The organism is Bosea vestrisii (genome assembly GCF_030144325.1).
In the GTDB taxonomy this organism is placed as follows: domain Bacteria; phylum Pseudomonadota; class Alphaproteobacteria; order Rhizobiales; family Beijerinckiaceae; genus Allobosea; species Allobosea vestrisii_A.
The window spans coordinates 4,685,793-4,710,539 of sequence record NZ_CP126307.1 but is presented as its reverse complement, the minus strand read 5'-3'; the positions used below and the strand labels follow the sequence as shown (position 1 = coordinate 4,710,539).

The 24,747-nt window shown below is 66.9% G+C and carries 24 protein-coding genes and 1 pseudogene; 20 read left to right on the top strand and 5 right to left on the bottom strand.

Features of this window, described 5'->3' with window-relative positions; translation table 11 throughout:
* The first annotated feature begins 11 nt into the window (after positions 1–11).
* From QO058_RS23125 to ypfJ, 4 genes are all read left to right on the top strand, one after another.
* A complete protein-coding gene (locus QO058_RS23125) occupies positions 12–815 on the top strand; it encodes a uracil-DNA glycosylase (protein ID WP_284168559.1) in 804 nt (267 codons plus the stop codon).
* A 140-nt stretch (positions 816–955) separates the two neighbouring features.
* A complete protein-coding gene (locus QO058_RS23120; protein WP_284168558.1) occupies positions 956–2,386 on the top strand; it encodes a cytochrome ubiquinol oxidase subunit I in 1,431 nt (476 codons plus the stop codon).
* 11 nt (positions 2,387–2,397) lie between these two features.
* Positions 2,398–3,402 carry a cytochrome d ubiquinol oxidase subunit II gene (cydB, locus tag QO058_RS23115; protein ID WP_284168557.1) on the top strand — a complete coding sequence of 335 codons (1,005 nt, stop codon included), beginning with the start codon at positions 2,398–2,400 and terminating at the stop codon, positions 3,400–3,402.
* A gap of 75 nt (positions 3,403–3,477) precedes the next feature.
* Positions 3,478–4,368, top strand: a complete 891-nt coding sequence (ypfJ, locus tag QO058_RS23110; protein WP_284168556.1) for a KPN_02809 family neutral zinc metallopeptidase — start codon at positions 3,478–3,480, stop codon at positions 4,366–4,368.
* A gap of 4 nt (positions 4,369–4,372) precedes the next feature.
* On the opposite strand, the gene QO058_RS23105 is transcribed toward ypfJ, so the two are convergent.
* Positions 4,373–4,873, bottom strand: a complete 501-nt coding sequence (locus QO058_RS23105) for a hypothetical protein (protein WP_284168555.1) — start codon at positions 4,871–4,873, stop codon at positions 4,373–4,375.
* A 116-nt stretch (positions 4,874–4,989) separates the two neighbouring features.
* Here QO058_RS23105 and QO058_RS23100 point away from each other — a divergent pair, with 116 nt between their 5' ends.
* The 5 genes from QO058_RS23100 (at position 4,990) to QO058_RS23080 (ending at position 10,054) form a co-directional block, all read left to right on the top strand.
* Positions 4,990–6,177 carry a PA0069 family radical SAM protein gene (locus QO058_RS23100; protein ID WP_284168554.1) on the top strand — a complete coding sequence of 396 codons (1,188 nt, stop codon included), beginning with the start codon at positions 4,990–4,992 and terminating at the stop codon, positions 6,175–6,177.
* 72 nt (positions 6,178–6,249) lie between these two features.
* The gene (locus tag QO058_RS23095) at positions 6,250–7,143 is read left to right on the top strand and encodes an alpha/beta fold hydrolase (RefSeq protein WP_284168553.1); all 894 of its coding nucleotides are present in this window, start codon (positions 6,250–6,252) and stop codon (positions 7,141–7,143) included.
* A gap of 60 nt (positions 7,144–7,203) precedes the next feature.
* Positions 7,204–7,824, top strand: coding sequence for a ribonuclease HII (locus QO058_RS23090; RefSeq protein ID WP_284168552.1), 621 nt, complete (start codon positions 7,204–7,206; stop codon positions 7,822–7,824).
* Between the two features lie 16 nt (positions 7,825–7,840).
* A complete protein-coding gene (locus QO058_RS23085; RefSeq protein ID WP_284168551.1) occupies positions 7,841–8,632 on the top strand; it encodes a PhzF family phenazine biosynthesis protein in 792 nt (263 codons plus the stop codon).
* A 219-nt stretch (positions 8,633–8,851) separates the two neighbouring features.
* Positions 8,852–10,054, top strand: a complete 1,203-nt coding sequence (locus tag QO058_RS23080) for a site-specific DNA-methyltransferase (protein ID WP_284173003.1) — start codon at positions 8,852–8,854, stop codon at positions 10,052–10,054.
* Here the strand turns inward: QO058_RS23080 and mutY are convergent.
* Complete coding sequence (mutY, locus tag QO058_RS23075) at positions 10,051–11,127, bottom strand: A/G-specific adenine glycosylase (protein ID WP_284168550.1); 1,077 nt, start codon at positions 11,125–11,127, stop codon at positions 10,051–10,053. The two genes, QO058_RS23080 and mutY, sit on opposite strands and share 4 nt — an antisense overlap.
* Before the next feature lie 74 nt (positions 11,128–11,201).
* Between mutY and QO058_RS23070 the strand changes: the two genes are divergently transcribed.
* From QO058_RS23070 to QO058_RS23030, 9 genes and pseudogenes are all read left to right on the top strand, one after another.
* Positions 11,202–11,759 (top strand): GNAT family N-acetyltransferase, encoded by a 558-nt coding sequence (locus tag QO058_RS23070; protein ID WP_284168549.1) that lies wholly within the window; start codon positions 11,202–11,204, stop codon positions 11,757–11,759.
* A gap of 39 nt (positions 11,760–11,798) precedes the next feature.
* A complete protein-coding gene (locus tag QO058_RS23065) occupies positions 11,799–12,296 on the top strand; it encodes a DUF721 domain-containing protein (RefSeq protein WP_284168548.1) in 498 nt (165 codons plus the stop codon).
* A gap of 83 nt (positions 12,297–12,379) precedes the next feature.
* The gene (locus QO058_RS23060) at positions 12,380–13,000 is read left to right on the top strand and encodes a DsbA family protein (protein WP_284168547.1); all 621 of its coding nucleotides are present in this window, start codon (positions 12,380–12,382) and stop codon (positions 12,998–13,000) included.
* Between the two features lie 27 nt (positions 13,001–13,027).
* Positions 13,028–16,484, top strand: a pseudogene (locus QO058_RS23055) (chromosome segregation SMC family protein).
* A 317-nt stretch (positions 16,485–16,801) separates the two neighbouring features.
* The gene (locus QO058_RS23050) at positions 16,802–17,152 is read left to right on the top strand and encodes an AtpZ/AtpI family protein (protein WP_284168546.1); all 351 of its coding nucleotides are present in this window, start codon (positions 16,802–16,804) and stop codon (positions 17,150–17,152) included.
* Positions 17,153–17,225: 73 nt separating this feature from the next.
* Positions 17,226–17,972 carry a F0F1 ATP synthase subunit A gene (locus QO058_RS23045; RefSeq protein ID WP_126113486.1) on the top strand — a complete coding sequence of 249 codons (747 nt, stop codon included), beginning with the start codon at positions 17,226–17,228 and terminating at the stop codon, positions 17,970–17,972.
* Positions 17,973–18,033: 61 nt separating this feature from the next.
* Entirely contained in the window at positions 18,034–18,261 is a 228-nt protein-coding gene (locus tag QO058_RS23040; protein ID WP_057187825.1) for a F0F1 ATP synthase subunit C, read from the top strand.
* 125 nt (positions 18,262–18,386) lie between these two features.
* Positions 18,387–18,941: a F0F1 ATP synthase subunit B gene (locus QO058_RS23035; RefSeq protein WP_284168545.1), complete on the top strand. Its 555-nt coding sequence runs from the start codon at positions 18,387–18,389 to the stop codon at positions 18,939–18,941.
* 8 nt (positions 18,942–18,949) lie between these two features.
* Positions 18,950–19,432, top strand: a complete 483-nt coding sequence (locus tag QO058_RS23030) for a F0F1 ATP synthase subunit B family protein (protein ID WP_284173002.1) — start codon at positions 18,950–18,952, stop codon at positions 19,430–19,432.
* Between the two features lie 98 nt (positions 19,433–19,530).
* Here the strand turns inward: QO058_RS23030 and QO058_RS23025 are convergent, their stop codons facing one another.
* Positions 19,531–20,841: a L,D-transpeptidase family protein gene (locus tag QO058_RS23025; protein ID WP_284168544.1), complete on the bottom strand. Its 1,311-nt coding sequence runs from the start codon at positions 20,839–20,841 to the stop codon at positions 19,531–19,533.
* A gap of 167 nt (positions 20,842–21,008) precedes the next feature.
* Here QO058_RS23025 and QO058_RS23020 point away from each other — a divergent pair, with 167 nt between their 5' ends.
* A complete protein-coding gene (locus QO058_RS23020; RefSeq protein WP_284168543.1) occupies positions 21,009–21,272 on the top strand; it encodes a type II toxin-antitoxin system Phd/YefM family antitoxin in 264 nt (87 codons plus the stop codon).
* Complete coding sequence (locus QO058_RS23015; RefSeq protein ID WP_284168542.1) at positions 21,269–21,694, top strand: PIN domain-containing protein; 426 nt, start codon at positions 21,269–21,271, stop codon at positions 21,692–21,694. The genes QO058_RS23020 and QO058_RS23015 overlap by 4 nt, the downstream gene beginning before the upstream one ends.
* Before the next feature lie 57 nt (positions 21,695–21,751).
* Here the strand turns inward: QO058_RS23015 and gcvPB are convergent, their stop codons facing one another.
* On the bottom strand, positions 21,752–23,326 hold the full coding sequence (gene gcvPB / locus QO058_RS23010; RefSeq protein WP_284168541.1) for an aminomethyl-transferring glycine dehydrogenase subunit GcvPB: 1,575 nt from the start codon (positions 23,324–23,326) through the stop codon (positions 21,752–21,754).
* Positions 23,326–24,666 (bottom strand): aminomethyl-transferring glycine dehydrogenase subunit GcvPA, encoded by a 1,341-nt coding sequence (gene gcvPA / locus QO058_RS23005; RefSeq protein WP_284168540.1) that lies wholly within the window; start codon positions 24,664–24,666, stop codon positions 23,326–23,328. The genes gcvPB and gcvPA overlap by 1 nt, the downstream gene beginning before the upstream one ends.
* Positions 24,667–24,747 lie beyond the last annotated feature (81 nt).

Sequence of the window (24,747 nt, the reverse complement as noted above, 5' to 3'; positions counted from 1 at the left end):
TTCTGTCGCCCATGTCCTTCGACGCCGTCTCCGCAGCCGAACTGATTGCCTGGTACGCCGAGATGGGCGTGACGGAGGCGCTCGACGAGACGCCGCACGACCATTTCGCAGCTGCAACGGAGCTTGCTCCGGCGCGACAGCCTGTCGCACGCCTCGTGGCGTCCTCCCAACCGATAACCGCGCGCGCCCCGACAGCGGCCCCGGCGCCGCCGGACGAAGCGGCGCTGTCGGCCCAGGCGCTGGCGCGCGAGGCGACGACGCTGGAAGAGCTCAAGGCGGCACTCGCCAGCTTCGAAGGTTGCCCGCTCAAGGCCTCGGCGAAAAGCCTCGTCTTCGCCGACGGCAATCCGGCCGGGAAGGTGATGGTCGTTGGCGAGGCGCCGGGCGCTGACGAAGACCGCGCCGGCCTGCCCTTCGTCGGCCGTTCAGGCCAATTGCTCGACCGGATGCTGGCTTCGATCGGCTTCAACCGGCAGGAGCATGTCTATATCGCCAACCTCCTGCCCTGGCGCCCGCCCGGCAACCGCACGCCGACGCCGCAGGAGGTCGCGATCTGCCTGCCGTTCATCCAGCGCCAGATCCAGCTCGCCGATCCCGACATCCTGGTCTGCATCGGCGGCCCGTCGGCGCAGGGGCTGCTCGGCGTCTCCGGCATCCTGGCTTCGCGCGGCCGCTGGCGGGAATACGATACCGGCACCCGCGTGATCCGGGCGATCGCGACGCTGCACCCGGCCTATCTGCTGCGCCAACCGCTGCAGAAGCGCCTGGCCTGGCGCGACTTGCGAGCCCTCAAGGCGGCACTCGACGCGCTTTGACGCAGCGGCGCGATGCCACTGCGTCACCACAGAAGGCTGCCCTGTCGCATCGGCTTGATTATTCCGAGTACAAAGTAGACCCTGCAACCGGCAGGGTCTTTCGGCCATGACGTTCGTGGCCGGTACGCCGGAGCGATGCGATGGAAATCGACGCCTTTCTGCTGTCCCGCATCCAGTTCGCCTTCACGATTTCCTTCCACATCGTCTTTCCCGCCTTCACGATCGGGCTGTCGGCCTATATCGCGACGCTGCTCGGCCTGTGGCTGAAGACCGGCGACCAGAAGTTCCATCTCCTCGCCCGCTTCTGGACCAAGATCTTCGCGGTCTCCTTCGCCATGGGCGTGGTTTCCGGCATCGTGCTCTCCTACCAGTTCGGTACGAACTGGAGCCGGTTCTCGGCAGTCACCGGCAACGTGCTGGGCCCGTTGATCGGCTATGAGGTGCTCAGCGCCTTCTTCCTCGAAGCATCCTTCCTCGGCGTGCTGCTCTTCGGCTGGAAGCGGGTGCCGCCCTGGCTGCATTTCCTCTCGGCGGTGATCGTCGCCGGCGGCACCGCGCTGTCGGGCTTCTGGATTCTCTCGGCCAATAGCTGGATGCAGTACCCGGTCGGGCACGAGGTCCGCGACGGCATCGCCTACCCCGTCGACTGGATGAAGATCGTCTTCAGCCCGACCTTCCCACTGCGCTACGCACACATGATGACGGCGGCCTACCTCACCACCGCCTTCGTCGTGCTGGCGACCGGCGCCCGCCACCTGCTCGCCGGCCATCGCACCGAGTCGGCCAGGACGATGGTGCGGATGGCGATCCTGATGATCGCGCTGACCGCACCGCTGCAGGCTGTCATCGGCGACTTCCACGGCAAGCAGACCGCGATCTACCAGCCAGCCAAACTCGCTGCGATCGAGGCGCACTGGGACTCGTCCAAGCCCGGCGCGCTCGTGCTCTTCGCCTGGCCTGACGAGAAGGCTGAGCTCAACCGCTTCGAGATCGCGATCCCCGGCGTCGCCAGCCTGCTCACCCATGGCAGCATGGACGCCCTGTTCAAGAGCCTGAAGGACTTCCCGCGCGAAGACCGCCCGCCGGTGCTGATCCCCTTCTTCGGCTTCCGGCTGATGGTCGGGCTCGGCACGCTGATGATCCTGTTCGGCTGGATCGGAGCCTGGCTCTGGTGGCGCGGTCGCATCTTCGAGTCGCAGCGCTGGCTCTGGATCGCCCAGTACACCTGGCCCGCCGGCTTCGTCGCCATTCTCGCCGGCTGGTTCGTTACCGAAGTCGGGCGCCAGCCCTGGGTCGCCACCGGCATCCTGCGCTCCAAGGATGCGGTGTCGCCGATCACCACCGCCGAGGTCGCGATCTCGCTGGCGTTGTTCGTCTTCGTCTATTGCGTGGTGTTCACCGCCGGCATCCTCTTGATCAACCGCCTGATCGCCAAGGGACCAGACGAAATCAGCCATGAGGACCCGCCCGAGCAGCCATCGAAGCGGCCGCTGAAGGCGGCGCAGGCACCGGCCTCGGCGATCTTCGGCGACGGTCATCCCGGCGACGACAAGATCCAGCCGGCGAGCTGAGGAGAATCCAGATGGAATGGTATCTCCCCGTGATCTGGGCCGGACTGATCGGCACCGCCGTCATGCTCTATGTCGTGCTCGACGGTTTCGACCTCGGCATCGCCATCCTGTTCCCGACGACCGCGGACGAAAGCGAGCGTGACCAGATGATGAACTCGGTCGCGCCGTTCTGGGACGGCAACGAGACCTGGCTGGTGCTCGGCGGCGCCGGCCTCTGGGTCGCGTTCCCGCTGGCCTATTCCGTGATCATGCCGGCCTTGTACCTGCCGGTGACGCTGATGCTGCTGTCGCTGATCTTCCGCGGCGTCGCCTTCGAGTTCCGCTGGGTCGCCAAGCCGAAGCACCGGATCTGGGATCTGGCGTTCTGGCTCGGCTCCACCACCGCTGCCTTCTCGCAAGGCGTCATCCTCGGCGGGCTGATCCAGGGCGTGAAGGTCGTCGATAACCAGTTCGCCGGCGGCCCGTTCGACTGGCTGACGCCATTCTCGCTGATGTGCGGAGCCGGCGTCGTCGTCGGCTACGCCCTGCTCGGCGCGACCTGGCTGGTCTTCAAGACGGAAGGGGCGGTGGCCGATCGCGCCCGGCGCCAGGCCAAGACCCTGCTGCTTTGCCTGCTCGCCTTTGCCGCGCTGGTCTCGCTATGGACGCCTTATGCCCATCCGCGCATCGCCGAGCGCTGGTTCACGCCCTCGAATCTGTTGCTGCTCTGGCCGTTCCCGGTGCTGACCGCCTTCTGCGGCTACATGGTTTGGAAGCGACTGCACGGGAACCACGAGTTCACGCCCTTCGCCTTCACCATCGCGATCTTCCTGCTCTGCTTCCTCGGCCTGGCGATCTCGAACTATCCCTATCTGGTGCCACCCGGCCTGACGATCTGGGACACCGCAGCGGCTCCGAGTTCGCACATCTTCGTACTGATCGGCGTCAGCTTTCTCCTGCCGATGATCCTGTTCTACACGGCCTTCGTGTACTGGACCTTCCGCGGCAAGGTGAAGGCCGATAGCGGCTATCATTGAGGCCGCCTGCGCAACGGGACTTGAGTTCGGCCGCCGCGTCGCCGACATTGGCGGCGCTGCAACAAGGGTTCGCGCATGCGTTGGGAAGATTATCGCCAGTCCGACAATCTTGAGGACCGGCGTGGCGGGGGTGGCGGCGAATATGCCGGCCTTCCCGGCGGACGCGGCGGTATCGGCATCGGTACCATGGTCGTGCTCGGCCTGCTCGGCTGGGCGCTCGGCATCGATCCGCGCCTGCTGATCGGCGGGGCCGAACTGATCGGTGGCATCGGCGGGCGCACTGCGCCGACGCAGGAGCAGCGCAAATCGGCCGGTCCGCCACAGGACGAGATGGGCCGCTTCGTCTCGGCCGTGCTGGCGCAGAACGAGGATGTCTGGAGCAAGGTGCTGCCGCAGCAGGCCAACCGCAAATATGTGCCACCAAAGCTGGTGCTGTTCAGCGGCGTCGACCGCTCAGGCTGCGGCACGGCGCAGGCGGCGATGGGGCCGTTCTATTGCCCCAACGACCAGCGGGTCTATCTCGACCTCTCCTTCTTCCAGGAGATGCAGCGCAAGCTCGGTGGCGGCGGCGACTTTGCCTATGCCTATGTCGTCGGCCACGAGATCGGCCATCACATCCAGAACCTGATCGGCATCCTGCCGAAGGTGAACGAGATGCGCCAACGGGTCTCCGAGCGCGAATCGAACCAGCTTTCGGTACGGGTCGAATTGCAGGCCGACTGCTTCGCCGGCGTCTGGGCCTATAACATCCAGGCGATGGACCGCATCCAGCCCGGCGACATCGACGAGGCGATGCGCTCCGCCTCTGCGATCGGCGACGACAAGCTGCAGCAACAGGGCCGCGGCGTCGTCGTGCCGGATTCCTTCACGCATGGCTCGTCGGCACAGCGCACGCGCTGGTTCAACACGGGCTTCAAATCCGGCTCGATGCAGAGCTGCGACACCTTCAAGACGAACCAGCTCTGACGGCTCAGCCTTCGGCGCGCTCGCGACGCACGGTGAGCCGGCGCGGCGCACGCGCCAGCCGGCCGGACAGGATTTGCGTCTTGGGCGCCAGGAGCCCGGCCCTGACGTGGCGCGAGCGCAGCGAGACTGCGCCCCATTCGCGCAGCGCCGCGGCCATGCCGCGCAGCGGCATCAAGGCCGGCCGCATCGCCATCGTCAGCAAATGCCGCTCGATGCTCGGCGTCCATTGCGGCTCGGGCAGATCGCCGGCTTCGAGCAGGATGACCCAGTCGCCGCGCGCCTGCGCGACCCCGCTGGACCAGGCCTCGCCGTTCCTGGCCAGATTCTTGGCCCTGACATAGCTGGCGCCGGTCTCGTCGGCGAGACGCTCGATCGCAGCGTCATTTGCCTCGTCGATCACCACGGCATGGCCGATCACGCCCTGCGCGACCGCGGGAATCAGCACGGACAAGGTCGCTGCGAGCGCTTCGACGTCGCGATTGGCCCGGATGACGGCGGTGATCATGGGGGATCAGCTTATGACGCAGTGCAACATGTCGCAATCCTGTCACTTGCATTTTGTTCCTGTTATGTTCACATTCCTTGGTCTCGGATCAACCGATTCCGCCGGGAGACGAAGCCATGCTGCAGGCCAGACCCTCAGCCAGGACGCAACCGCTGAAACGCCGCGACAGCGAGCCGGGAAGCGTCTCGGCGCCGGTGCGGCTCGCACCGGTCGATCCGCTCGCCCATGTCGGCAGCCAGATCGACCCGGAGCGGCGGCGCGGACGCGGCGCGACGATCAATCCCGGCGGCCGCTATGAAGCCGAGACCCGCATCAGCGAGGATGACGGCTGGGGCTCGCTCGGCGAGCTGCCGGCGTTCAAGACCGAGGTCTCGGTCGAGAAGCCGCGGACGATCATTACACGCAATGATTCGCCCGATATCTCGTTCGACCGTTCGATCAACCCCTATCGCGGCTGCGAGCATGGCTGCGTCTACTGCTTCGCGCGGCCGAGCCATGCCTATCTCGGGCTGTCGCCCGGGCTCGACTTCGAAAGCAAGCTGACCGCCAAGCCGGACGCGGCGCTGCTGCTGGAAAAGGAGCTGTCCTCGCCGAGCTACCAACCCCGCACCATCGCGATCGGCACCAATACCGATGCCTACCAGCCGATCGAGAAGAAGCTGCGGATCATGCGCGGAATCCTCGAAGTGCTGGCGAAGTTCAACCATCCGGTCGGCATCGTCACCAAATCGGCGCTGGTGCAACGCGACATCGATATCCTCGCACCGATGGCGGCAAAGGGGCTGGTCAAGGTCGCGCTCTCGGTGACGACGCTCGATCCAAAGCTCGCCCGCGACATGGAGCCGCGCGCCGCTTCGCCCGCCAAGCGGATCGAAACGATCCGCAGGCTGTCGGAAGCCGGCATTCCGGTGACCGTGCTGGTCGCGCCGATCGTGCCAGCGATCAACGAGCACGAGATCGAGCGCATCCTGGATGCCGCGAAAGCGGCGGGGGCGCGCGAGGCCGGCTATGTGCTGCTGCGCCTGCCGCTCGAGGTGAAGGACATCGTGCAGGACTGGCTGGTGACGCATCACCCCGACAAGATGCGCCATGTCGTCTCGCTGATCCGCTCGACCCGCGGCGGCAAGGATTACGATGCCGCCTGGGGCCAGCGCCAGGTCGGTTCCGGCCCGTATGCCTGGATGATCGGCCGGCGCTTCGAGATGGCGGCCGAGCGGCTCGGCTTCAACAGCACGCGGCTGCGGCTGCGCACCGACCTCTTCGTCAAGCCGGAGAAGGAGAAGGCGCAGCTCAGCCTGTTCTGATCGCTCCAGTCTGGGGCATGGCGGCACCGATCGACCTGCTGCGCGTTTCCGCCAGAGGAAGCGGAGGTCGGCATGGACGATTTCAGCAACGAGATCATTGAAACGGAGGAAGCTGCGATATTCCTGCGCAGGATGGGCTCCGGCCCACCACTCCTGCTGCTGCACGGCTTTCCGCAGACGCATCTGATGTGGCGGGACGTGGCTCCGCTACTGGCGGAGGAATTCACCGTCATCTGCGCCGATCTGCGCGGCTATGGCGCAAGTTCCTGCCCATCCTCGACCACCGACCATGTGCCCTACAGCAAGCGGGCGCTCGCCGCTGACATGGTCGCCGTCATGGAGAAACTGGGCTTCAAGCACTTCGCCGTGGCCGGGCACGATCGCGGTGGCCGCGTCGCCTATCGTCTGGCGCTCGACCATCCCGAGCGGATCACGAAGCTCGCCGTGTTCGACATCGTGCCAACAGCCGAAGCCTGGGATCGGGCCGATGCCCGCTTCGCCCTCAGCTTCTGGCCTTGGGCGCTGCTCGCCCAACCGGAGCCCTTGCCAGAGCGGCTCATCGCCGCGGCTCCGGAGGCGATCGTCGACAGCGCCCTCAATGGCTGGGGGACCCCGGCCTCGACGTTCTCACCGGCCGCGCGCAAAGCCTATGTCGCAGCCCTAAGCGATGCCGACCATATCCATGCGATCTGCGAGGAGTACCGGGCGGCTGCCGCAATCGATCGCGAACATGACGCCGAGGACCAGCGAAACGAGCGGCGTATCGCCTGCCCGGTGCTCGCCCTGTGGAGCGCCGAGGGCGCGCTGGCGCAGTGGTATGAAGCCGACGGCGGGCCGCTCGCGATCTGGCGTCGCTGGGCTGACGAGGTCGAGGGCAGCGCGATGGCAGGCGGGCATTTCTTCCCGGAAGAGCGCCCGATGGCGACGGCGGAAGCGCTACGCGCGTTCTTCCTGGACCCGGGCTGAACTGTGGATGTGATCCAGCCGGCGGCAGACCTTCGCGCCATGATCTGGCATAGCGGAGCCATGACCGCCGATTTCAGCCGCGAACAGGCCGCAATGATTGCCGGGCGCGCTCGCGTCGCCGGCGTGGACGAGGTCGGGCGCGGCCCACTCGCCGGCCCGGTCGTAGCGGCCGCCGTCATCCTCGATCCCCTGGCGATCCCGGACGGGCTCGCCGATTCGAAGGAACTCACTGCCCAGCGCCGCGAAGAGCTCGCCGTCCTGATCCTCGCCAGCGCATTGGCGGTCGGGGTCGGCAGTTCCTCCGCGGCGGAAATCGACACGATCAACATTCGGCAGGCGACCCTGCTCGCCATGCGGCGTGCAGTGACGGCGCTGCCGCTGTCGCCCGATCTCGTGCTGGTCGACGGCAACGATCCGCCGGCGCTGGCCTGCGGCTGCGAGGCGATCATCGGTGGTGACGGACTGATCGCCTCGATCGCCGCGGCCTCAATCGTCGCCAAGGTGACGCGCGACCGGATGATGGCGCGGCTTTCGCTCGCTTATCCGGCCTATGGCTTCATCAGCCATGTCGGCTATGGCACGGCGGCGCATCGCGCCGCGCTGAAGACGCATGGCCCCTGCCCCGCCCACCGCTATTCCTTCGCGCCGATCAAAGGTGTCTGGTCGCGCTCGCTTGGCTGAGCTTGCCGGAGGCACCATGCCCACCCTGACGATGCATCAGGTCGACGCCTTCACCGACCGGGTGTTCGCCGGTAACCCGGCTGCCGTCCTCATCCTCGACGACTGGCTGCCCGAGGCGACGATGCAGGCCATCGCCAACGAGAACAATCTGGCCGAAACCGCCTTCGCCCGCCCGAGCGGTAGCGGCTGGGATCTGCGCTGGTTTACCCCTGTCCACGAGGTCAATTTCTGCGGGCATGCCACGCTCGCGACCGCGCATGTCCTCGCCAGCGCTCACGGCATCTCGGGCAAGATCGAGTTCGCCACCCGGGTCGGACCGATCCGTGTCTCGCAGCAGGACAATGGCTACCGGCTCGACCTGCCGGCCTTCGCACCAGAACCGGTCGAGGCACTGCCTCCGGTCATCGCCGCGCTCTTTGCGGTTCCGCCGCGGGCGCTCTTCCGCAATTTCGAGAACGTCTTCGCCGTCCTGGCGGACGAAAAGGCGGTGCGCACCTTCGTGCCCGATGCCGCCGCGATCGCGACGCTCGCTCCGCTCTGCTTCGGCATCACAGCGCGCGGCGAGAGCCATGATTTCGTCTCGCGCTATTTCGCTCCCAGCGCCGGCATCCCGGAAGATCCGGTCACCGGCTCGATCCATGCGACGCTGGTTCCGTACTGGGCCGGCGAGCTCGACAAGACCCGTCTCGAAGCCTTCCAGGCCTCGGCGCGCGGCGGGCATCTCAGCTGCGAAATGGCAGGAGCGCGCGTGCTCATCACCGGGCAGGCAGTGACCTTCATGAAGGCCGAAATCTACCTGCCCGAGTGACGGTCAAGGGACCCGCGGAACTGCTCCCGAACTGCCGCAACGGCAGCTGGAGCCGCTTACGATTCCTTAACTTCCGTTAGGAATTCATCAACACATTCAATGGGCTAGGCAAAATCTGCAGCCCCAGAATGGGACGCATTTTTTTCACCCCGGAAACCCGCCCTTTACCCTGACCGGCCAGGATCGCGACTGTTGAAGTTGCGTAACGGTCTTGGCGTCATGAGTACCTCGCGTACCGGGATCGCCAGCGCTCCCGTCCGGATTCAGGTTTCGCGTACCGGACGGCCCGCGCTGGCGACCCGGATGAAGGCCAAGAGCCTTCTTCCCACTCAGGTTCTCCCTCGGGAGCTGCCGCTCGATCAGGTGATCGTCGGCGATTGCGTCGCCGCGATCGAGGCGCTGCCCCCGGGGAGCGTCGATCTCGTCTTCGCCGACCCGCCCTATAATCTCCAGCTTGGCGGCGATCTGCGCCGGCCCGACGACAGCCTCGTCGATGCCGTCGATGACGACTGGGACAAGTTCGCCTCCTTCGCCGAGTATGACGCCTTCACCCGTGCCTGGCTCACCGCCTGCCGCCGCGCGCTGAAGCCCGACGGCGCGCTCTGGGTGATCGGCTCCTATCACAACATCTTCCGGGTCGGTTCGATCCTGCAGGATCTCGGCTTCTGGATGCTGAACGACATCGTCTGGCGCAAAGCCAACCCGATGCCGAATTTCCGCGGCCGCCGCTTCACCAATGCGCATGAGACGCTGATCTGGGCGGCGCGCGGCGAGGCCTCGAAATACACCTTCCACTACGAAGCACTGAAGGGCGGCAATGACGATTTGCAGATGCGCTCGGACTGGTACCTGCCGCTCTGCACCGGCGACGAGCGCCTGAAGGACGACAAGGGCGTCAAGGTCCACCCGACCCAGAAGCCCGAATCGCTGCTCGCCCGCGTGCTGCTCTCGGCCAGCAATCCCGGCGACGTCGTGCTCGATCCCTTCTTCGGCACCGGCACGACCGGCGCGGTCGCCAAGGCGCTCGGCCGCCATTTCATCGGCATCGAGCGCGAGCAGGTCTATGCCGACGCAGCGCGCGAGCGCATCGCCGCGGTTCAGCCGCTGCCACCGGAAGCCTTCGCCACCGCGCCTTCGAAGCGCAGCGAACCGCGCGTGCCCTTCCTCAGCCTGGTCGAGGCTGGATTGGTGAAGGCAGGCGAGCGCGTCTTCGACGAGAAGCGCCGCCACAGCGCCACCATCCGCGCCGATGGCACGCTTGTGCTCGGCCCGGCCGTCGGCTCGATCCACAAGGTCGGCGCACTGGCGCAGGGACTTCCCGCCTGCAATGGCTGGACCTTCTGGCATGTCGAGCGCGACGGCAAAGCCATGCTGCTCGATGTCCTGCGCGGCGAGATCAGGACGCAGATGGCGGCGGCCTAAGGCCGCTGCAGCTCTTCCAGCCCGGCTTCCAATGCCTTCAGGAAGACGTTCGGGAAGGCTTCCTCCTTCAGCCGGTTGAACGGCGTGAAGCGCATGCCGTCCGGCGCCTGCGTCTCCAACGGCACGCGCCCGGCGAACACCGTCAGCTCCAGCGGGAAATGCGTGAAGACGTGGCGGACCGGCAGCATCAGCCGCCGCCAGCGTGCCGACACCGGCTGGTCGCGCAGGGCATCGGCTAGCTCATAATCCGCCCGCCAGTCGCTGCCAGGCACTTCGACCATGCCCCCGAGCAAACCCTTGGCGGGCCGGGTGCGGACCAGGACGGCGCCATCCTCGCGCATCGTGACGAAGGCCGCGCCATAGCGGGTCTTGCCGGCCTTCTTCGCCGCCTTGCGCGGGAAGCTCTCCTGCGTGCCGGCGATGCGCGCCTCACAGGGCTCGCGCCAGGGGCAGAGCCCGCAGGCCGGCGAGCGAGGCGTGCAGATCGTTGCGCCCAGATCCATCAGCGCCTGCGCGAAATCGCCGGGCCGGTCGTGCGACAGCAATACCAGCACCCGGTCGCGGATCAGCGGCTTGGCGGCCGGCATCTCGTCCTCGATCGCAAAGAGCCGGGTGATCACCCGCTCGACATTGCCGTCGACCGCGACCGCCGGCCGATCGAAGGCGATCGCGGCGACGGCTCCCGACGTATAAGCGCCGATGCCCGGCAGTGCGCGCAAGCCGTCCTCCGTATCGGGGAAGCGGCCGCCATGCTGATATGCGACCGCCTGGGCGCAGGCATGAAGGTTGCGGGCGCGGGAATAATAGCCGAGCCCGGCCCAAGCCTGCATGACGTTCTCGGACGGAGCGGAAGCAAGGGCCTCGACGGTCGGAAACCGTGCCATGAAGCGCTCGAAATAGGGTTTTACCGCCGCGATCGTGGTCTGTTGCAGCATGATCTCGGAGACCCAGACCCGGTAGGGATCTGCCAGCTCGCCCGGCAGCGCCCGCCAGGGCAGGACGCGGCGATGGCGGTCATACCAGGCGAGGAGATCGGCCGCCTTGGCCGCCTGCGGTCGCGTTGCGAGGCTCATGCGCCCGGTTTAGCGTGCCTGCCCCCGACCGCAAGCGGGACCTTCCGAAGAACCAGCGGACAACCTCGTCGACGATGACCAATGTCATTCCCAGCCTCGAAACCGAGAGACTGCTGCTCAAGCCGCTGGCGCTCGACGACGCGCCGACAATCCAAGCCGTTTTTCCGCAATGGGAGATCGTGCAGTTTCTCGACAGCCACGTGCCCTGGCCCTATCCGCCCGATGGTGCCGAGAGCTTCCTGCGCAATGTCGCGCTGCCGGGTATGGCCGCGGGCACGGAATGGCATTGGAGTCTGCGCCCGAAGACCGAACCCGGACGGTTGATCGGCGTGATCAGCCTGCTGATTGGGGAGAAGAACAATCGCGGTTTCTGGATCGCACCCGAATGGCGCAATCAGGGCCTGATGAGCGAGGCGGTCGTCGCCGTCACCCATTTCTGGTTCGAGGCGCTCGGACACAGCGTATTGCGGGCGCCGAAAGCAGTGAAAAACATCGCTTCGCGCCGCATCTCGCAGAGCAGTGGTATGCGCATGGTCGGGATCGAGACCCACAATTTCGTGTCCGGCGAGCATCCGGCGGAGATCTGGGAGATCACGGCGGCGGAATGGCGCACCCGCAAGGAGAACGGCTGATCTGCTTGCCGCCGGATGGCTCTCGTCGCAAACTGGGCCATGGTCGCAAAACCCCTCGCCGAACTGATCGACGACTGCCTCGCGCCCGCGCTCGCCGCGCAGGGCTTTGCGGGGCGCTCGGTCGTCGCCTTCTGGCCGGAGATCGTCGGCGAGCGGCTGGCGCAGCGGACGCGGCCGCTCAAGATCGACTGGCCGCGGCGACGCGGCGCGCCGGGAGAGCTGTCGGACCCGGCGACGCTGGTGGTGCGCGTCGAAGGCGCCTTCGCCCTGGAGATGCAGCAACTCGGCCCGCTGGTGCTGGAGCGGGTCAACAGCCATCTCGGCTGGCGCGCCGTCGGCAAGCTGGTGCTGAAGCAGGGGCCGGTCGCGCCGCCGCCCGCGCCGAAACCGGCTCCGCCGCCGGATCCTGCCGTATTGGCGCGGATCGAGGCGCAGGTCGCAGGCGTCGAGAGCATCGAGTTGCGGGAGGCGCTGGCACGGCTCGGGCGCGGCATCGCGCAGCGGCGCCGCGCCGCGGCCGACGACACGGCTTCGTGAGTAGGAACCGGCGAACCGATCTTGCCACAATCCTGATGGTGACTATGGTCCGCAGCAATTACGTCGCCATCAGGGATTGTCTCATGACCAGCCGCCGCCAGGTGTTGATCGGCTCCGCCGCCTTGGCCCTCTCGCCGCTTCTCGCCAGCCAGGGTGCCTTCGCTCAGACCGCTCCCGGCGTCCCCAATCCGCTCGGCGACGTCTGGCTCGGCAGCCCCGACGCCAAGGTCTCGATCATCGAGTACGCCTCGCTGACCTGCAGCCACTGCGCCACCTTCCACAAGGACACCTGGCCGGCGCTGAAGGCCAAGTACATCGACACCGGCAAGGTGCGCTTCGTGCTGCGCGAGTTCCCGCTCGATCCACTCGCCACGGCCGGCTTCATGCTGGCGCGCTGCAACGGCACCGACAAATACTACCCGCTCACCGACCTGCTGTTCGCGCAGCAGCGCAACTGGGCCTTCACCGAAAAGCCGGTCGATGCTCTCTCCAGCCTGGTCAAGCAGGCCGGTTTCACACAGGAATCTTTCGAGGCCTGCCTGAAACGACAGGACATTTACGACGCTGTCACGCAGGTTAAGGAAGGTGGGGCCAAGGCTGGCGTGGACTCCACCCCGACCTTCTTCATCAATGGGCAGAAGCGCTCCGGTGCACTCAGCCTTGCCGAATTCGACAAGATCATCGAGCCGCTGCTCGGCAGCTGAGCCGGCCGATAGCTTTATGGCGCGTCGATGCAGCTGACGCGCCTCAAGCTTGCCGGCTTCAAGACCTTCGTCGAACCGGCCGAGTTCCAGATCGAGCCTGGCCTGACCGGCATCGTCGGCCCCAATGGCTGCGGCAAGTCCAATCTCGTCGAAGCCCTGCGCTGGGTGATGGGCGAAAGCTCGTTCAAGAACATGCGCGGCTCGGGGATGGACGACGTCATCTTCGGCGGCTCGTCCGAGCGCCCGGCCCGCAACATGGCCGAGGTCGCGCTCACGCTCGACAATAGCGACCGCAAGGCGCCCGCCGCCTTCAACGATGCCGAGGTGCTCGAGGTCACGCGCCGGATCGAGCGCGAGGAAGGCTCGACCTACCGCATCAATGGCAAGGAGGTGCGCGCCCGCGACGTGCAACTCCTCTTCGCCGACGCCGCCACTGGCGCGCGCTCGCCGGCGCTGGTGCGCCAGGGCCAGATCAGCGAGATCATCTCCGCCAAGCCGCAATCGCGCCGGCGCATCCTGGAGGACGCCGCCGGCATCGCCGGCCTGCACAGCCGCCGGCACGAGGCGGAGCTGCGCCTCAAGGGCGCCGAGGACAATCTCAACCGGCTCGAAGACGTGCTCGCCGAGATCGACGGACAGGTCGAGGCGCTGCAGCGCCAGGCACGCCAGGCGACGCGCTATCGCAATCTCGCCTCCGACATCCGCAAGGCCGAGGCGGTGCTGGCCCTGATCGCCCATCACGAAGCGCGGGCGCAGGAGGCCGTGGCAGAGCGCGCCCTCGAAGCGGCCGTCCGCGAGGTCGCCGACAAGACCGGCGTGCAGGCTGAAGCGGCGCGGTTGCAGGCGATCGCGGCGCATGCCCTGCCGGAGCTGCGCGAGAACGAGGCGGTCGCAGCGGCTGCACTCGTCCGGCTGAAGCGCGGTCTCGACGAGATCGAGGCCGAGAATCGGCGCGCCAAGCAGCGCACCGAGGAATTGGCGAAGCGGCTTGCCGAATTGCAGGGCGATCTCGCTCGGCAGGAGAGCCTCGGGAAGGATGCCACCGACAGCTTGTCGCGATTGACGGCCGAGGATGAGAGTCTGCGGCTGGAGGCCGAGGCTGCGGCGGGTGGAGCTAAGGCCGCTGCGACCGAGCTCACTGAGGCTGAGACGGCACTGGCGGCGGCGGAAACCGAGCATGCCGCGGTACAGGCGCGGCTTTCCGAATTGGCAGCCCGGCGCGGTGCGCTCGAACGGGCCGTGCGCGAGGCGAAGGAGCGCGAGGCCCGCCACGCCAGCGAACGTGAGCGCCTGCAACGCGACCAGGCGGCGCTCGACGCCGACGGCACCGCCGCCTCGCTTGACGGGCTGCGCGCCGCGGTCGCGACCACAGAGACCTCGATGCAGGCCGCGGATGCGGCTACTGGCGCCGCACGCAGCGCCCTCGTCGCCGCTCGCGAGGACGAAACGCGGCTGCGTGGCCCGCTCGCGGAAGCCGACCGCAAGGCACAGCGCCTCGAAACCGAAGTCCGTACCTTGCAGAAGCTGCTCGCCCCAGCGGCGGGGGGCGCTGGCCGGCGATCCTCGACTCGATCGCAGCCGCCAAAGGCTATGAAACCGCGCTGGGCGCGGCGCTCGGCGACGATCTCGACGCCTCGGCCGATCCGGCGGCGCCGGCACACTGGTCCGACGGCGGCGGCGGCGAGAGCGACCCTGCCCTCCCCCGATGGCGTCGAGCCGCTCGCCAAGCATGTCCGCGGGCCGGCGGCGCTCGCCCGGCGGCTGCGCCAGATCGGCGTCGTCGCCCGGGGCGATGGCGCTGGGTTGCGGCCAAAGCTGCTGCCGGGGCAGCGACTGGTCTCGCGCGAGGGCGACATCTGGCGCTGGGACGGCTTCACCAGCGCGGCCGATGCCCCCTCGCCTGCCGCCCGCCGGCTCGCCGAGAAGAACCGGCTCGGCGATCTTGAACACGAAGCGCAGGCGGCGCGCGAGGCAGCCGAAGCGTCGCGCGACGGTCTCGACCAGGCGAGTGAGCGCACCAAGATGGCGGCGCTGATCGAGGCGAAGGCACTGGAGGCGGCCCGCGACGCCAGGCGCAGCCTCGATCAGGCCCGCGAGCGGCTGGCGCAGGCGGAGCGCAGGGCCGGCGAGACGGCGGCCCGCCGCTCGGCCCTGACCGAGGCGATCGGCCGGCTCGGTCAGAACATCGCCGATGCGCAGGCGCAGGCCGAGGCCGCAAATCAGGACTTGGCCGATCTCGCGCCGGCCCCCGAACTGGAGAACGCGCTGCTCGCCGCCCGCGCCGAATTGGGCGAGCGGCGCGCCGCAGCGTCCGGAAGCACGAGCCCGCGTGCAGACGCAGGGGCGTGAGGCTGAGCTGCGCAGCCGTCGGCGCGAAGCGATCGCAGGGGATCTGCGCGCCTGGCGTGAGCGGGCGGCGGCGAACGAGCAGAGCGCCGCCGATACGCGGCGGCGAATCGAGACGACCGCGGCCGAGCACAAGGCGCTGCAGGAAGCGCCCGACACCTTCCTGGTCGAACGTCGCCGCCTCCTTGCCGAAATCGAGGCCGCCGAGGGCAACCGGCGGGGTGCTGCCGACAGGCTCGCCGCCGGCGAGGTCGCACAGACCGAGGCTGACCGGCAGGCACGCGCGGCGCTGGAGGGGCTGGCGGCTGCGCGCGAAGGCCGGGCGAGCGCGGAAGCGCGGCTCGAAGCGGGACGACAACGCCTTGCCGATGTCGTGCGCCAGATCGTCGACGGGCTGGAGACCGAGGTCGCCAGTCTGCATCAGCTCGCCGGGCTGAAGGTGGGGGATACGCCACCGGATGCGGAAGATGTCGAGCGCCGGCTCGGCGGACTCAAGGCCGAGCGCGAGCGGCTTGGCGCCGTCAACCTGCGCGCCGACGACGAGCTCTCGGAGGTTCAGGGCAAGCGAACCGGCCTCGCGAGCGAGCGCGACGACCTGACCGAGGCGATTCGGCGGCTGCGCCAGGCGATCGGCGCGCTCAACCGCGAAGGCAGGGAGCGGCTTCTTGCCGCATTCGAGATCGTCAACGGCCATTTCCAGCATTTGTTCGGGGTGCTGTTCGGCGGCGGCACAGCCGAGCTCTCGTTGGTCGATTCGGAAGATCCGCTCGAAGCCGGGCTCGAGATCATCGCGCGCCCCCCGGGCAAAAAGCCGCAGGTGATGACGCTGCTCTCCGGCGGCGAACAGGCGCTGACCGCGACCGCTCTGATCTTCGCGGTGTTCCTGACCAACCCGTCGCCGATCTGCGTGCTCGACGAGGTCGATGCTCCGCTCGACGATGCGAATGTCGAACGCTACTGCGACCTGCTCGAGGAGATGGCGCGCAACACCGCGACCCGCTTCATCCTGATCACCCACAACCCGATCACCATGGCCCGCATGGACCGGCTCTTCGGCGTCACCATGGCCGAGCGCGGGGTGAGCCAGATGGTCTCGGTCGACCTCGCCACGGCCGAGCGCATCCGCGAGGCGGTCTGACATGCTTGCGGCAGCGCACAAGAATTGCTCCGACCGCTCTATCGCACTCTAAAATCATTTTATTTTTCAAGGCATTAATCGGTACTGGCACAGCTTGACACCACCTGGAGCCGCCAATATGGTGCGGCCGATTTTTCCGGGCGGCGAGGCTTTTTCATCGCAGGGAACGATCGGCAATCCGACGAGCGCCCGCCATTGGCGATCCGGCAACGGGTCAACCGGTTCAGGCAGCGCAAATCAGCGACAATTCCGGTATTGTCCGGTTCTCTCGCGAACCGAGCACGGAAAGGTCGTGTCATGATAGCTGTCTATCTGCGATGACGGGCCGGGACGAAAAAGGCCTGGACCCGCAGCGGCCTGCGGAAACGGATGCGAGCCTGGAGAGCCGGCTCAAATCCCTCGATGCGGGCCTGAAGCGTGTGACCAGCCAGGCGGAGGCCGAAAGTCGCAGCGAAAGCGGTCGGACCGATTCCAGCGGAATCGGTCAGGCGATGCGGCTTTCCACCGAATTCATCGCCGGCATCATCGTCGGCGGCGGGCTCGGCTGGGCCGTCGACAAATGGTTCGGGACGGCGCCCTTCGGGATGATCGTCCTGCTGATGCTCGGTTTCGGCGCTGGCGTGATGAACGTCGTGCGCGCAGCGGAGCTTGATGAAATCGCGCACTGACGATAAGTCGAGCGCGCAGAACTGAGGCGCGGCTCCGAAAGGGGCCGTCTTATGGCAGGAACAAGGGCGACAGATGGCTAGTCCGATCGAACAATTCGAGATCAAGCCGATCGTGTCTCTCGGCAAGATCGGCGGAAGCGAAATCGCTTTCACCAATTCCGCTCTGTTCATGGTCATCGCCGTCGCCGTCATCGCGCTGCTCTTCGTCTACGGCACGCGCAATCGCTCGCTCGTCCCGGGCCGGCTGCAGGCGCTGGCGGAGATGGGCTATGAGTTCGTAGCCAGTACGGTAAAGGACTCGGCCGGCCATGACGGAATGAAGTTCGTGCCGCTGGTGTTCTCGCTCTTCATGTTCGTGCTGGTCTGCAACCTGCTCGGCATGATTCCCGGCTCCTTCACCGTCACCAGCCACCTGGTCGTCACCGCCGCGCTCGCGGCGATCGTGATCCTCACCGTCATCATCTATGGCATCGCCAAGCATGGCGCGCATTTCTTCGGCCTGTTCGTACCCAAGGGCGTGCACCCGCTGATGCTGATCATCCTGGTGCCGATCGAGGTGATCTCGTTCGTCTCGCGCCCGATCAGCCTGTCGGTTCGTCTCTTCGCCAATCTGCTCGCCGGCCACATCGCGCTGAAGATCTTCGCCGGTTTCGTGGCGACGCTGCTCTTCGCCGGCGGCTGGGCGATCCTCTCGCCGCTGCCGCTCGTGCTGACGATTGCGTTGATCGCGCTCGAATTCCTGGTTGCGGTGCTGCAGGCCTATGTCTTCGCGGTGCTGACCTGCATCTACCTGCACGACGCCCTGCATCCGGGCCACTGAGCGGCCAGGTTCTCAAGTTCACCCCTCGACTGCCACAACCATCCCCCTAAGGAGCATTTCCATGGATCCCCAAGCTGCCAAGTACATCGGCGCTGGTCTCGCTTGCCTCGGCATGGCCGGCGCGGGCATCGGTCTCGGCAACCTGTTCGGCCAGTTCCTCTCGGGCGCCCTGCGCAACCCGTCGGCCGCCGATGGCCAGCGCGGCACCCTGCTGCTCGGCTTCGCGCTGACCGAAGCGCTCGGCATCTTCTCGCTGCTGATCGCGCTGCTGCTGCTCTTCGCGGTCTGATCGCGAACGCTACCGGGCCTGCCGCAGGCGACACCCTCCGGGGCGTCACGCGGCGGGCTCCCCCGCCTCCCTTCCCATATGCCGTGCGAACCCTCCGGGCTCGTGCGGCCGGATGAGGTTCAGTGATGGCAGCGCCAGCCACGACCACCGGAACGACCGCCCATGGCGGCGCGGCTCCCGCCCATGGCGGCAGCTTCCCGCCGTTCCAGGGCGATACCTTCGCCTCGCAGCTGCTCTGGCTCGCGATCACATTCGGCTTCCTCTATTGGCTCTCCGCCAAGGTGATCGTGCCGCGTCTCGGCAACATCCTTGAGGATCGCGCCAACAAGATCGGCAACGATCTCGACGAGGCGGCCGCGATGAAGGGCAAGGCCGAAGAGGCCGGCCAGGCCTATGAGAAGTCCCTTGCCGAAGCCCGCGCCAAGTCGCAGGCGATCGCGCAGGAGACGCGCGAGAAGGTCAATGCCGACAGCGCCGCGCGGCGCAAGACGGTCGAGGCCGATCTTGCCGCCAAGCTCGCCGACGCCGAGGCCATGATCGTCGCCACCAAGACGGAAGCGATGAGCCATGTCGGGGCGATCGCCGCCGACGCGGCGAGCGCCATCGTCAACCGCCTGACCGGCGCCGCTCCGGCTCCGGCCGACGCCGCCAAGGCGGTCAAGACCGCGCTGGGAGGCTGAACGCCATGCTGAGCAACCCAACCTTCTGGGTCCTGGTCTCGACCGTCATCTTCCTCGCCATGGCGGTGAAGATGGGTGCCCTCAAGAGCATCATCGAGGCGCTCGACGGCCGCGGCGAACTTGTCGCCCGCGAACTCGCGGAAGCCAGGCGCCTGCGCCACGAGGCCGAACTGCTGCTCGCCGAGTACGAGAGCAAGCGCAAGGCGGCCGAGGCCGAGGCCGAGGCGATCGTCGCCAACGCCAGGGACGAGGCCCAGCGTCTCGCCAAGGACGCCGAGGAGAAGCTGGCGGAGTTCGTCACCCGTCGCACCAAGTCGGCCGAGGACAAGATCACCCAGGCCGAGACCCAGGCGACCGCCGAGGTCCGCGCCGCCGCCGCCGAGGCCGCGTCGCGCGCCGCCGAGGTCATCCTGCGTGGCCAGGTCGCCGGCAAGACCGGTGCCGATCTGATCGCCGCCGGGCTGAAGGACGTCCGCGCCAAGCTCAACTGAGCCGCCCGAGCCTTAGGCAAAGAAACAAAAACGCCGCGGTCTTCGGACCGCGGCGTTTTTCGTTTGAACTCCTGGAATCAGGCGAAAGCCCTCGTTCCTTACTGGATGGCGACAGCCGTCCCAGGTGGCGGGAGCGGCATCGGGACCGGAGCGGCTGCAGACTTCGGCATGGCTGGCCGGACGACAGGCTGAGGCAGCTTCGCGGTGGCGGGCGCTGCCGTCGGCGCGACCACCGGCTTGGGCTTCGGCCGGCGCGGCTGGATCGTCGAGGTGACGATGCCCTGCGGCGTGTCGAGCCCGTAGATGTCGTCGCGGAACTGCACGAGGCCGTCAGCGTCCTGCCAGCCAGTCATGTAGACCCAGGCGACCGGCACCGCCTTCTTCAGCGTGATGTTCTTGCGCTCGCCCTTGGCGATCTCGGCCTCGATCGCCGGTTGGGTCCATTCGGTGCCCTCGAGCAACCAGGCTGCGAGGTCACGCACGCCCTCGATGCGGGCGCAACCCGAGGAGTTGAAACGGACATCGTTGCGGAAGAGCGACTTCTTCGGCGTGTCATGCATGTAGACCGCCTCGCTGTTCGGCATGTCGATCTTGAGCTGGCCGAGCGAGTTGGTCGGCCCCGGTTCCTGCCGGACGTAGAAATATGGGTTGGTCAGGCTTGCCCAATTGACGCTGGCCGGATCGATCTCGCGATTCTCGGCGCCGAGCAACTTCATGTTCGACTTGGCGATGAAGCCCGGATCCTTGCGCATATGCGGGATGATGTCGGCCTTCACGATCGACATCGGCACCGTCCAATAGGGGTTGAGGTTGACCGAGGTGATACTGGCCTGCAGCACCGGCGAGGCCCGGTCGGGCCGGCCGACAATGGCGAGATGGCGGCGCTGGACCACGCCCTTCTCCACCGCCTCGACGCTGGCACCGGGGATGTTCACCACGACATAGCGCTCGGTGAAGCTGAAGCCGTTGCCCTTGAGCCGCTCCAGCGTCGCGGTCAGCTGATTGAGGCGGACCTCGACCGGCACGTTCAAGGACTTCAAGGTCAGGCGGCCGACGGTGCCCAGCTCGGACAAGCCGTGACGGCGCTGGAAACGCTTCACCGCGGCGATGACGGTCGCGTCGTAGATGTCGCCCGGCAAGGCGTCGGGCGACAGATCGCCGCTCAGCATCAGGCGCTGCTTCAGCAGTGCCACGTCCGGCCCCTGCGAATCGGGTTTCAGCGCAGCCGCCGCGCCCGGCACCTTCGGCCAGCCGCCACGGCCGGCGATATCCTCATGCGTGATCAGCGCCTCGAGCGTGCGGTCATAGGTTCTGGGGCCATAGCCCGGCTCCTCGGCGCGGGAAGCCGAGAGCATCGCCACGAAGGAGACCGTGGCGGCGAGCACATGGCGAAGGCGAACGCGGTACATGGGCGAGCTTCCAAGGCGCGAGAATACACGCCGTCGGAAGCTTCTCTCGCATATGGTCAAGGAAGCCTTAAGGCAGCCGGAAGCGCTGACCATAAGTCAGCTTGCCTTGCCGAAAGCAAGCAATGACCCATATAGTCATGATGGTCATTTTCAAACGGAGGCAGCGCATGACATCGGCATCGAAGACGAGCTGGAGCGTCGCCAACGCGAAGGCGCGCTTCTCCGAACTCATCGACAAGGCGAAATCCGAAGGCCCACAGACTGTGACGCGCAATGGCAAGCCGACGGTGATGCTGGTGTCGGTGGAAGAGTGGGAGAAGAGGACGGCGCCGAAAGGAACCTTGCTCGAATTTCTCCAGAATTCGCCACTTCGTGGGGCTGACCTCGATCTCAGGCGCCTCGCCGACCAGCCGCGTGACATCGAGCTGTGAGAATCCTGCTCGACACTAACGTCATTTCCGAACCGCAGAAACCGCAGCCATCTGCGGCAGTCGAGCGTTTCATTCGGGACACGCCGGAAGAAGGCCTCTTCCTCAGCATCATCACGATAGCGGAACTCTACCGCAGCGTAGCGTTTATGACGGAAGGTCGCCGACGCATCCGCTTGAGCGAATGGGTCACGGCCGAGCTTCCGGAGCGTTTCGGCGACCGGCTCCTGCCCATCACAACATCAATTGCCGCGCTCTGGGGCGACGTGATGGCGCAATCTCGTCGCGACGGGCTGAACATGTCCATCATGGACGGCTTTCTCGCTGCAACAGCAGCGGCGCACGGCTTGGCCATCGCCACGCGCAACGTGCGCCATTTTACAGGCCTTGGCCTGACCGTGATTGATCCTTGGGGCGAGAGCTAGAAGCACCTGATCCGATCAGATGATCAATCTGATCGGATCAGGTTAGACATGCCCGCTCTACTCCGCTGCTTCCTTCACCGGCGCGGGCTTTTCCCATTTCAGCACCGGCTGGCGCGCGGCTCTCGTCTCATCGAGGCGCCGGATCGGAGCGTGGTGCGGAGCTGCGGTGAAGCGGCTCTTGTCGTTGCCCTTGGCGGCCATGGCGAGGTCGCGCAAAGTCGCGACGAACAGGTCGAGCGAAGCCTTCGATTCCGACTCGGTCGGCTCGATCAGCATGGCGCCGTGGACGACGAGCGGGAAATACACCGTCATCGGGTGATAGCCCTCGTCGATCATCGCCTTGGCGAAATCGAGCGTCGAGACGCCGGTGCCCTTCAGCCACTCGTCGTCGAACAGCGCCTCGTGCATCGAGGGATGATCCGGGAAGGGCAGCGACATCAGGTCGGCGAGGCCGGCGCGGATGTAGTTGGCGTTGAGCACGGCGTCTTCCGAGGCCTGCTTCATGCCGTCGGCGCCGTGGCTCAGCATATAGGCGAGCGCGCGGACATACATGCCCATCTGGCCATGGAAGGCAGTCATGCGGCCGAAGGGGTCGTTACCCTCAGGCGCATCGGCCTTGTGCTCGACGAGGCGCGACTTGCCGCCCTCGACATGGATGAACGGCACCGGCGCGAAGGGCGCCAGCCGCTCCGACAGCACGACCGGGCCGGCGCCCGGACCGCCGCCGCCATGCGGGGTCGAGAAGGTCTTGTGCAGGTTGATGTGCATGGCGTCGACGCCGAGGTCGCCAGGTCGCGCCTTGCCGACGATCGCGTTGAAGTTGGCGCCGTCGCAGTAGAAATAGGCGCCCGCCTCGTGCATCGCCGCGGCGATCTCGACGATCTGCGGCTCGAAGATGCCGCAGGTGTTCGGGTTGGTCAGCATGATCGCGGCGACGTCGGGGCCGAGCAGCGCCTTGACGTCCTCGACCGCGACCGTGCCATCGTCACGCGCCGGGACCGACTTCACGGTAAAGCCGATCAGCGCCGCGGTCGCCGGGTTGGTGCCGTGGGCCGATTCAGGGACCAGCACGACATTGCGGGTCGCGCCCTCGCCCTTGGCGGCAATCGCGGCCTTGATCGCCATCATGCCGCAGGCCTCGCCATGGGCACCAGCCTTGGGCGAGAGTGCCACCGCCGGCATGCCGGTCAGCGTCATCAGGTAGCGGGCGAGCTCGAGCATGACGTCGAGCGCGCCCGGCACGGTCGAGACCGGCTGGAGCGGGTGCACGTCGGAGAAGCCCGGCAGCCGCGCCACCTTCTCATTGAGGCGGGCATTGTGCTTCATCGTGCACGAGCCGAGCGGGAAGAGCCCGGTGTCGATGCCGTAGTTCTTCTGGCTGAGGCGCACATAGTGGCGCATCGTCTCGGGCTCGGAGAGGCCGGGCAGGCCGATCTCGCCCTGCCGGGCGTGCTTGCCGAGGCGGCTCTTGAACGGCGCCGGCTTGTCGATGTCGACGCCGGTCGTCTCGTGATGGCCGATCTCGAAGATCAGCGGTTCGATCTGCTGCAGCGCGCGGTTGCCGGTGAAGGTCTCGTGGCGCTCGCTCGCACCTTCGCCAGCCTGGCTGGGACGTCCCTGACGGTTCAGCATCACAGCACCTCCGCGAGCGCCGCCACGAAGGCCGCCCGATCTTCATCCGTGTTCACTTCGGTATTGGCGACGATCAGCAGATCGTCGAGCCCGGCGCCGGGCTTCAGGCGCGACGCCGGCACGCCGGCGAGGATGCCCTTCGCGGCCATCGCCTCGACCACCTCTGCCGCCGGCTTCGAGAGCCTCAGCGTGAACTCGTTGAAGAAGGTCTCGTTGACGACCTCGACGCCCTTCACCCCGGCAGCTGCGTCGGCGAGCTTGACCGCATTGGCATGGTTCACCTCGGCGAGCCGGGTCAGGCCGGCCTGGCCGAGCAGCGTCATATGGATGGTGAAGGCCAGCACGCAGAGGCCGGAATTGGTGCATATGTTCGAGGTCGCCTTGTCGCGGCGGATATGCTGCTCGCGCGTCGAGAGCGTCAGCACGAAGCCGCGGCGGCCATCGGCATCGACCGTCTCGCCGCAGAGCCGGCCCGGCATCTGGCGGATATATTTCGACTTGGCGGCGAAGAGGCCGACATAGGGGCCGCCGAAGTTCAGGGCATTGCCGATCGACTGGCCCTCGCCGACAACGATGTCGGCGTCCTGCGCACCCGGCGGCGTCACCGCGCCGAGCGAGACGACCTCGGTGAAGACCGCGATCAACAGCGCGCCATGGGCGTGAGCCTTGTCGGCGATGGGCTTGAGATCGCGCAGGTTGCCGAAGACGTCGGGTGACTGCACGACGACGCAGGAGACGCTGTCGTCGATCGCAGCGAGGATATCCTCGGTGGCGCGGACGTCGGGCTTGAGCGCCACGACCTCGTCGTTGGCCATTTCGGAGAGCGTCTCGACGACCTGGGTATAGTGCGGGTGCAGGCCACCGGAGAGCACCGCCTTGCGCCGCCTGGTGACGCGGTGGGCCATCAGCACCGCCTCGGCCGTGCCGGTTGAGCCGTCATACATCGAGGCGTTGGCGACCTCCATGCCGGTCAGCGCCGCGACCTGCGTCTGAAACTCGAAGAGATATTGCAAGGTGCCCTGCGCGATCTCGGGCTGGTAGGGCGTGTAGCTGGTCAGGAATTCCGAGCGCTGGATCAGGTGATCGACCGTCGCCGGGACATGGTGCTTGTAGGCCCCTGCCCCAACGAAGAACGGCACGGCGCCGGCGGCCGTGTTCTTTGCCGAAAGCTTGCCTAGGATGCGCTCGACCTCGAGCTCGCCCTTGGCGCGGGCTAAGTCGAGCGGTTCTTTCAGCAGCTTGCCGGCTGGCACGTCGGAGAAGAGCGTATCGACATCGGGCACGCCGATGCGCGCGAGCATGTCCTCGCGGTCGGTCTCGGTCAGGGGGAGATAGCGCATTTAAGAATATCCTCGGGTCATTCCGGGACCGAGCGCAGCGAGGAGCCCGGAACCCATGAACTCAGGTCGTTGAAAGCCAGC

Excerpts from the sequence above, each read along its gene's own strand:
- QO058_RS23090 (WP_284168552.1), top strand. The coding sequence starts at position 7,204 with ATGACCGCCGATTTCAGCCGCGAACAGGCCGCAATGATTGCCGGGCGC.
- QO058_RS23045 (WP_126113486.1), top strand. The coding sequence starts at position 17,226 with ATGGCTAGTCCGATCGAACAATTCGAGATCAAGCCGATCGTGTCTCTC.
- QO058_RS23095 (WP_284168553.1), top strand. The coding sequence starts at position 6,250 with ATGGACGATTTCAGCAACGAGATCATTGAAACGGAGGAAGCTGCGATA.
- QO058_RS23060 (WP_284168547.1), top strand. The coding sequence starts at position 12,380 with ATGACCAGCCGCCGCCAGGTGTTGATCGGCTCCGCCGCCTTGGCCCTC.
- cydB (WP_284168557.1), top strand. The coding sequence starts at position 2,398 with ATGGAATGGTATCTCCCCGTGATCTGGGCCGGACTGATCGGCACCGCC.
- QO058_RS23125 (WP_284168559.1), top strand. The coding sequence starts at position 12 with ATGTCCTTCGACGCCGTCTCCGCAGCCGAACTGATTGCCTGGTACGCC.
- QO058_RS23065 (WP_284168548.1), top strand. The coding sequence starts at position 11,799 with ATGGTCGCAAAACCCCTCGCCGAACTGATCGACGACTGCCTCGCGCCC.
- ypfJ (WP_284168556.1), top strand. The coding sequence starts at position 3,478 with ATGCGTTGGGAAGATTATCGCCAGTCCGACAATCTTGAGGACCGGCGT.
- QO058_RS23050 (WP_284168546.1), top strand. The coding sequence starts at position 16,802 with ATGACGGGCCGGGACGAAAAAGGCCTGGACCCGCAGCGGCCTGCGGAA.
- QO058_RS23020 (WP_284168543.1), top strand. The coding sequence starts at position 21,009 with ATGACATCGGCATCGAAGACGAGCTGGAGCGTCGCCAACGCGAAGGCG.
- mutY (WP_284168550.1), bottom strand. The coding sequence starts at position 11,127 with ATGAGCCTCGCAACGCGACCGCAGGCGGCCAAGGCGGCCGATCTCCTC.
- QO058_RS23100 (WP_284168554.1), top strand. The coding sequence starts at position 4,990 with ATGCTGCAGGCCAGACCCTCAGCCAGGACGCAACCGCTGAAACGCCGC.
- QO058_RS23025 (WP_284168544.1), bottom strand. The coding sequence starts at position 20,841 with ATGTACCGCGTTCGCCTTCGCCATGTGCTCGCCGCCACGGTCTCCTTC.
- QO058_RS23080 (WP_284173003.1), top strand. The coding sequence starts at position 8,852 with ATGAGTACCTCGCGTACCGGGATCGCCAGCGCTCCCGTCCGGATTCAG.
- QO058_RS23085 (WP_284168551.1), top strand. The coding sequence starts at position 7,841 with ATGCCCACCCTGACGATGCATCAGGTCGACGCCTTCACCGACCGGGTG.
- gcvPB (WP_284168541.1), bottom strand. The coding sequence starts at position 23,326 with ATGCTGAACCGTCAGGGACGTCCCAGCCAGGCTGGCGAAGGTGCGAGC.
- QO058_RS23105 (WP_284168555.1), bottom strand. The coding sequence starts at position 4,873 with ATGATCACCGCCGTCATCCGGGCCAATCGCGACGTCGAAGCGCTCGCA.
- QO058_RS23120 (WP_284168558.1), top strand. The coding sequence starts at position 956 with ATGGAAATCGACGCCTTTCTGCTGTCCCGCATCCAGTTCGCCTTCACG.
- QO058_RS23070 (WP_284168549.1), top strand. The coding sequence starts at position 11,202 with ATGACCAATGTCATTCCCAGCCTCGAAACCGAGAGACTGCTGCTCAAG.
- gcvPA (WP_284168540.1), bottom strand. The coding sequence starts at position 24,666 with ATGCGCTATCTCCCCCTGACCGAGACCGACCGCGAGGACATGCTCGCG.
- QO058_RS23040 (WP_057187825.1), top strand. The coding sequence starts at position 18,034 with ATGGATCCCCAAGCTGCCAAGTACATCGGCGCTGGTCTCGCTTGCCTC.
- QO058_RS23035 (WP_284168545.1), top strand. The coding sequence starts at position 18,387 with ATGGCAGCGCCAGCCACGACCACCGGAACGACCGCCCATGGCGGCGCG.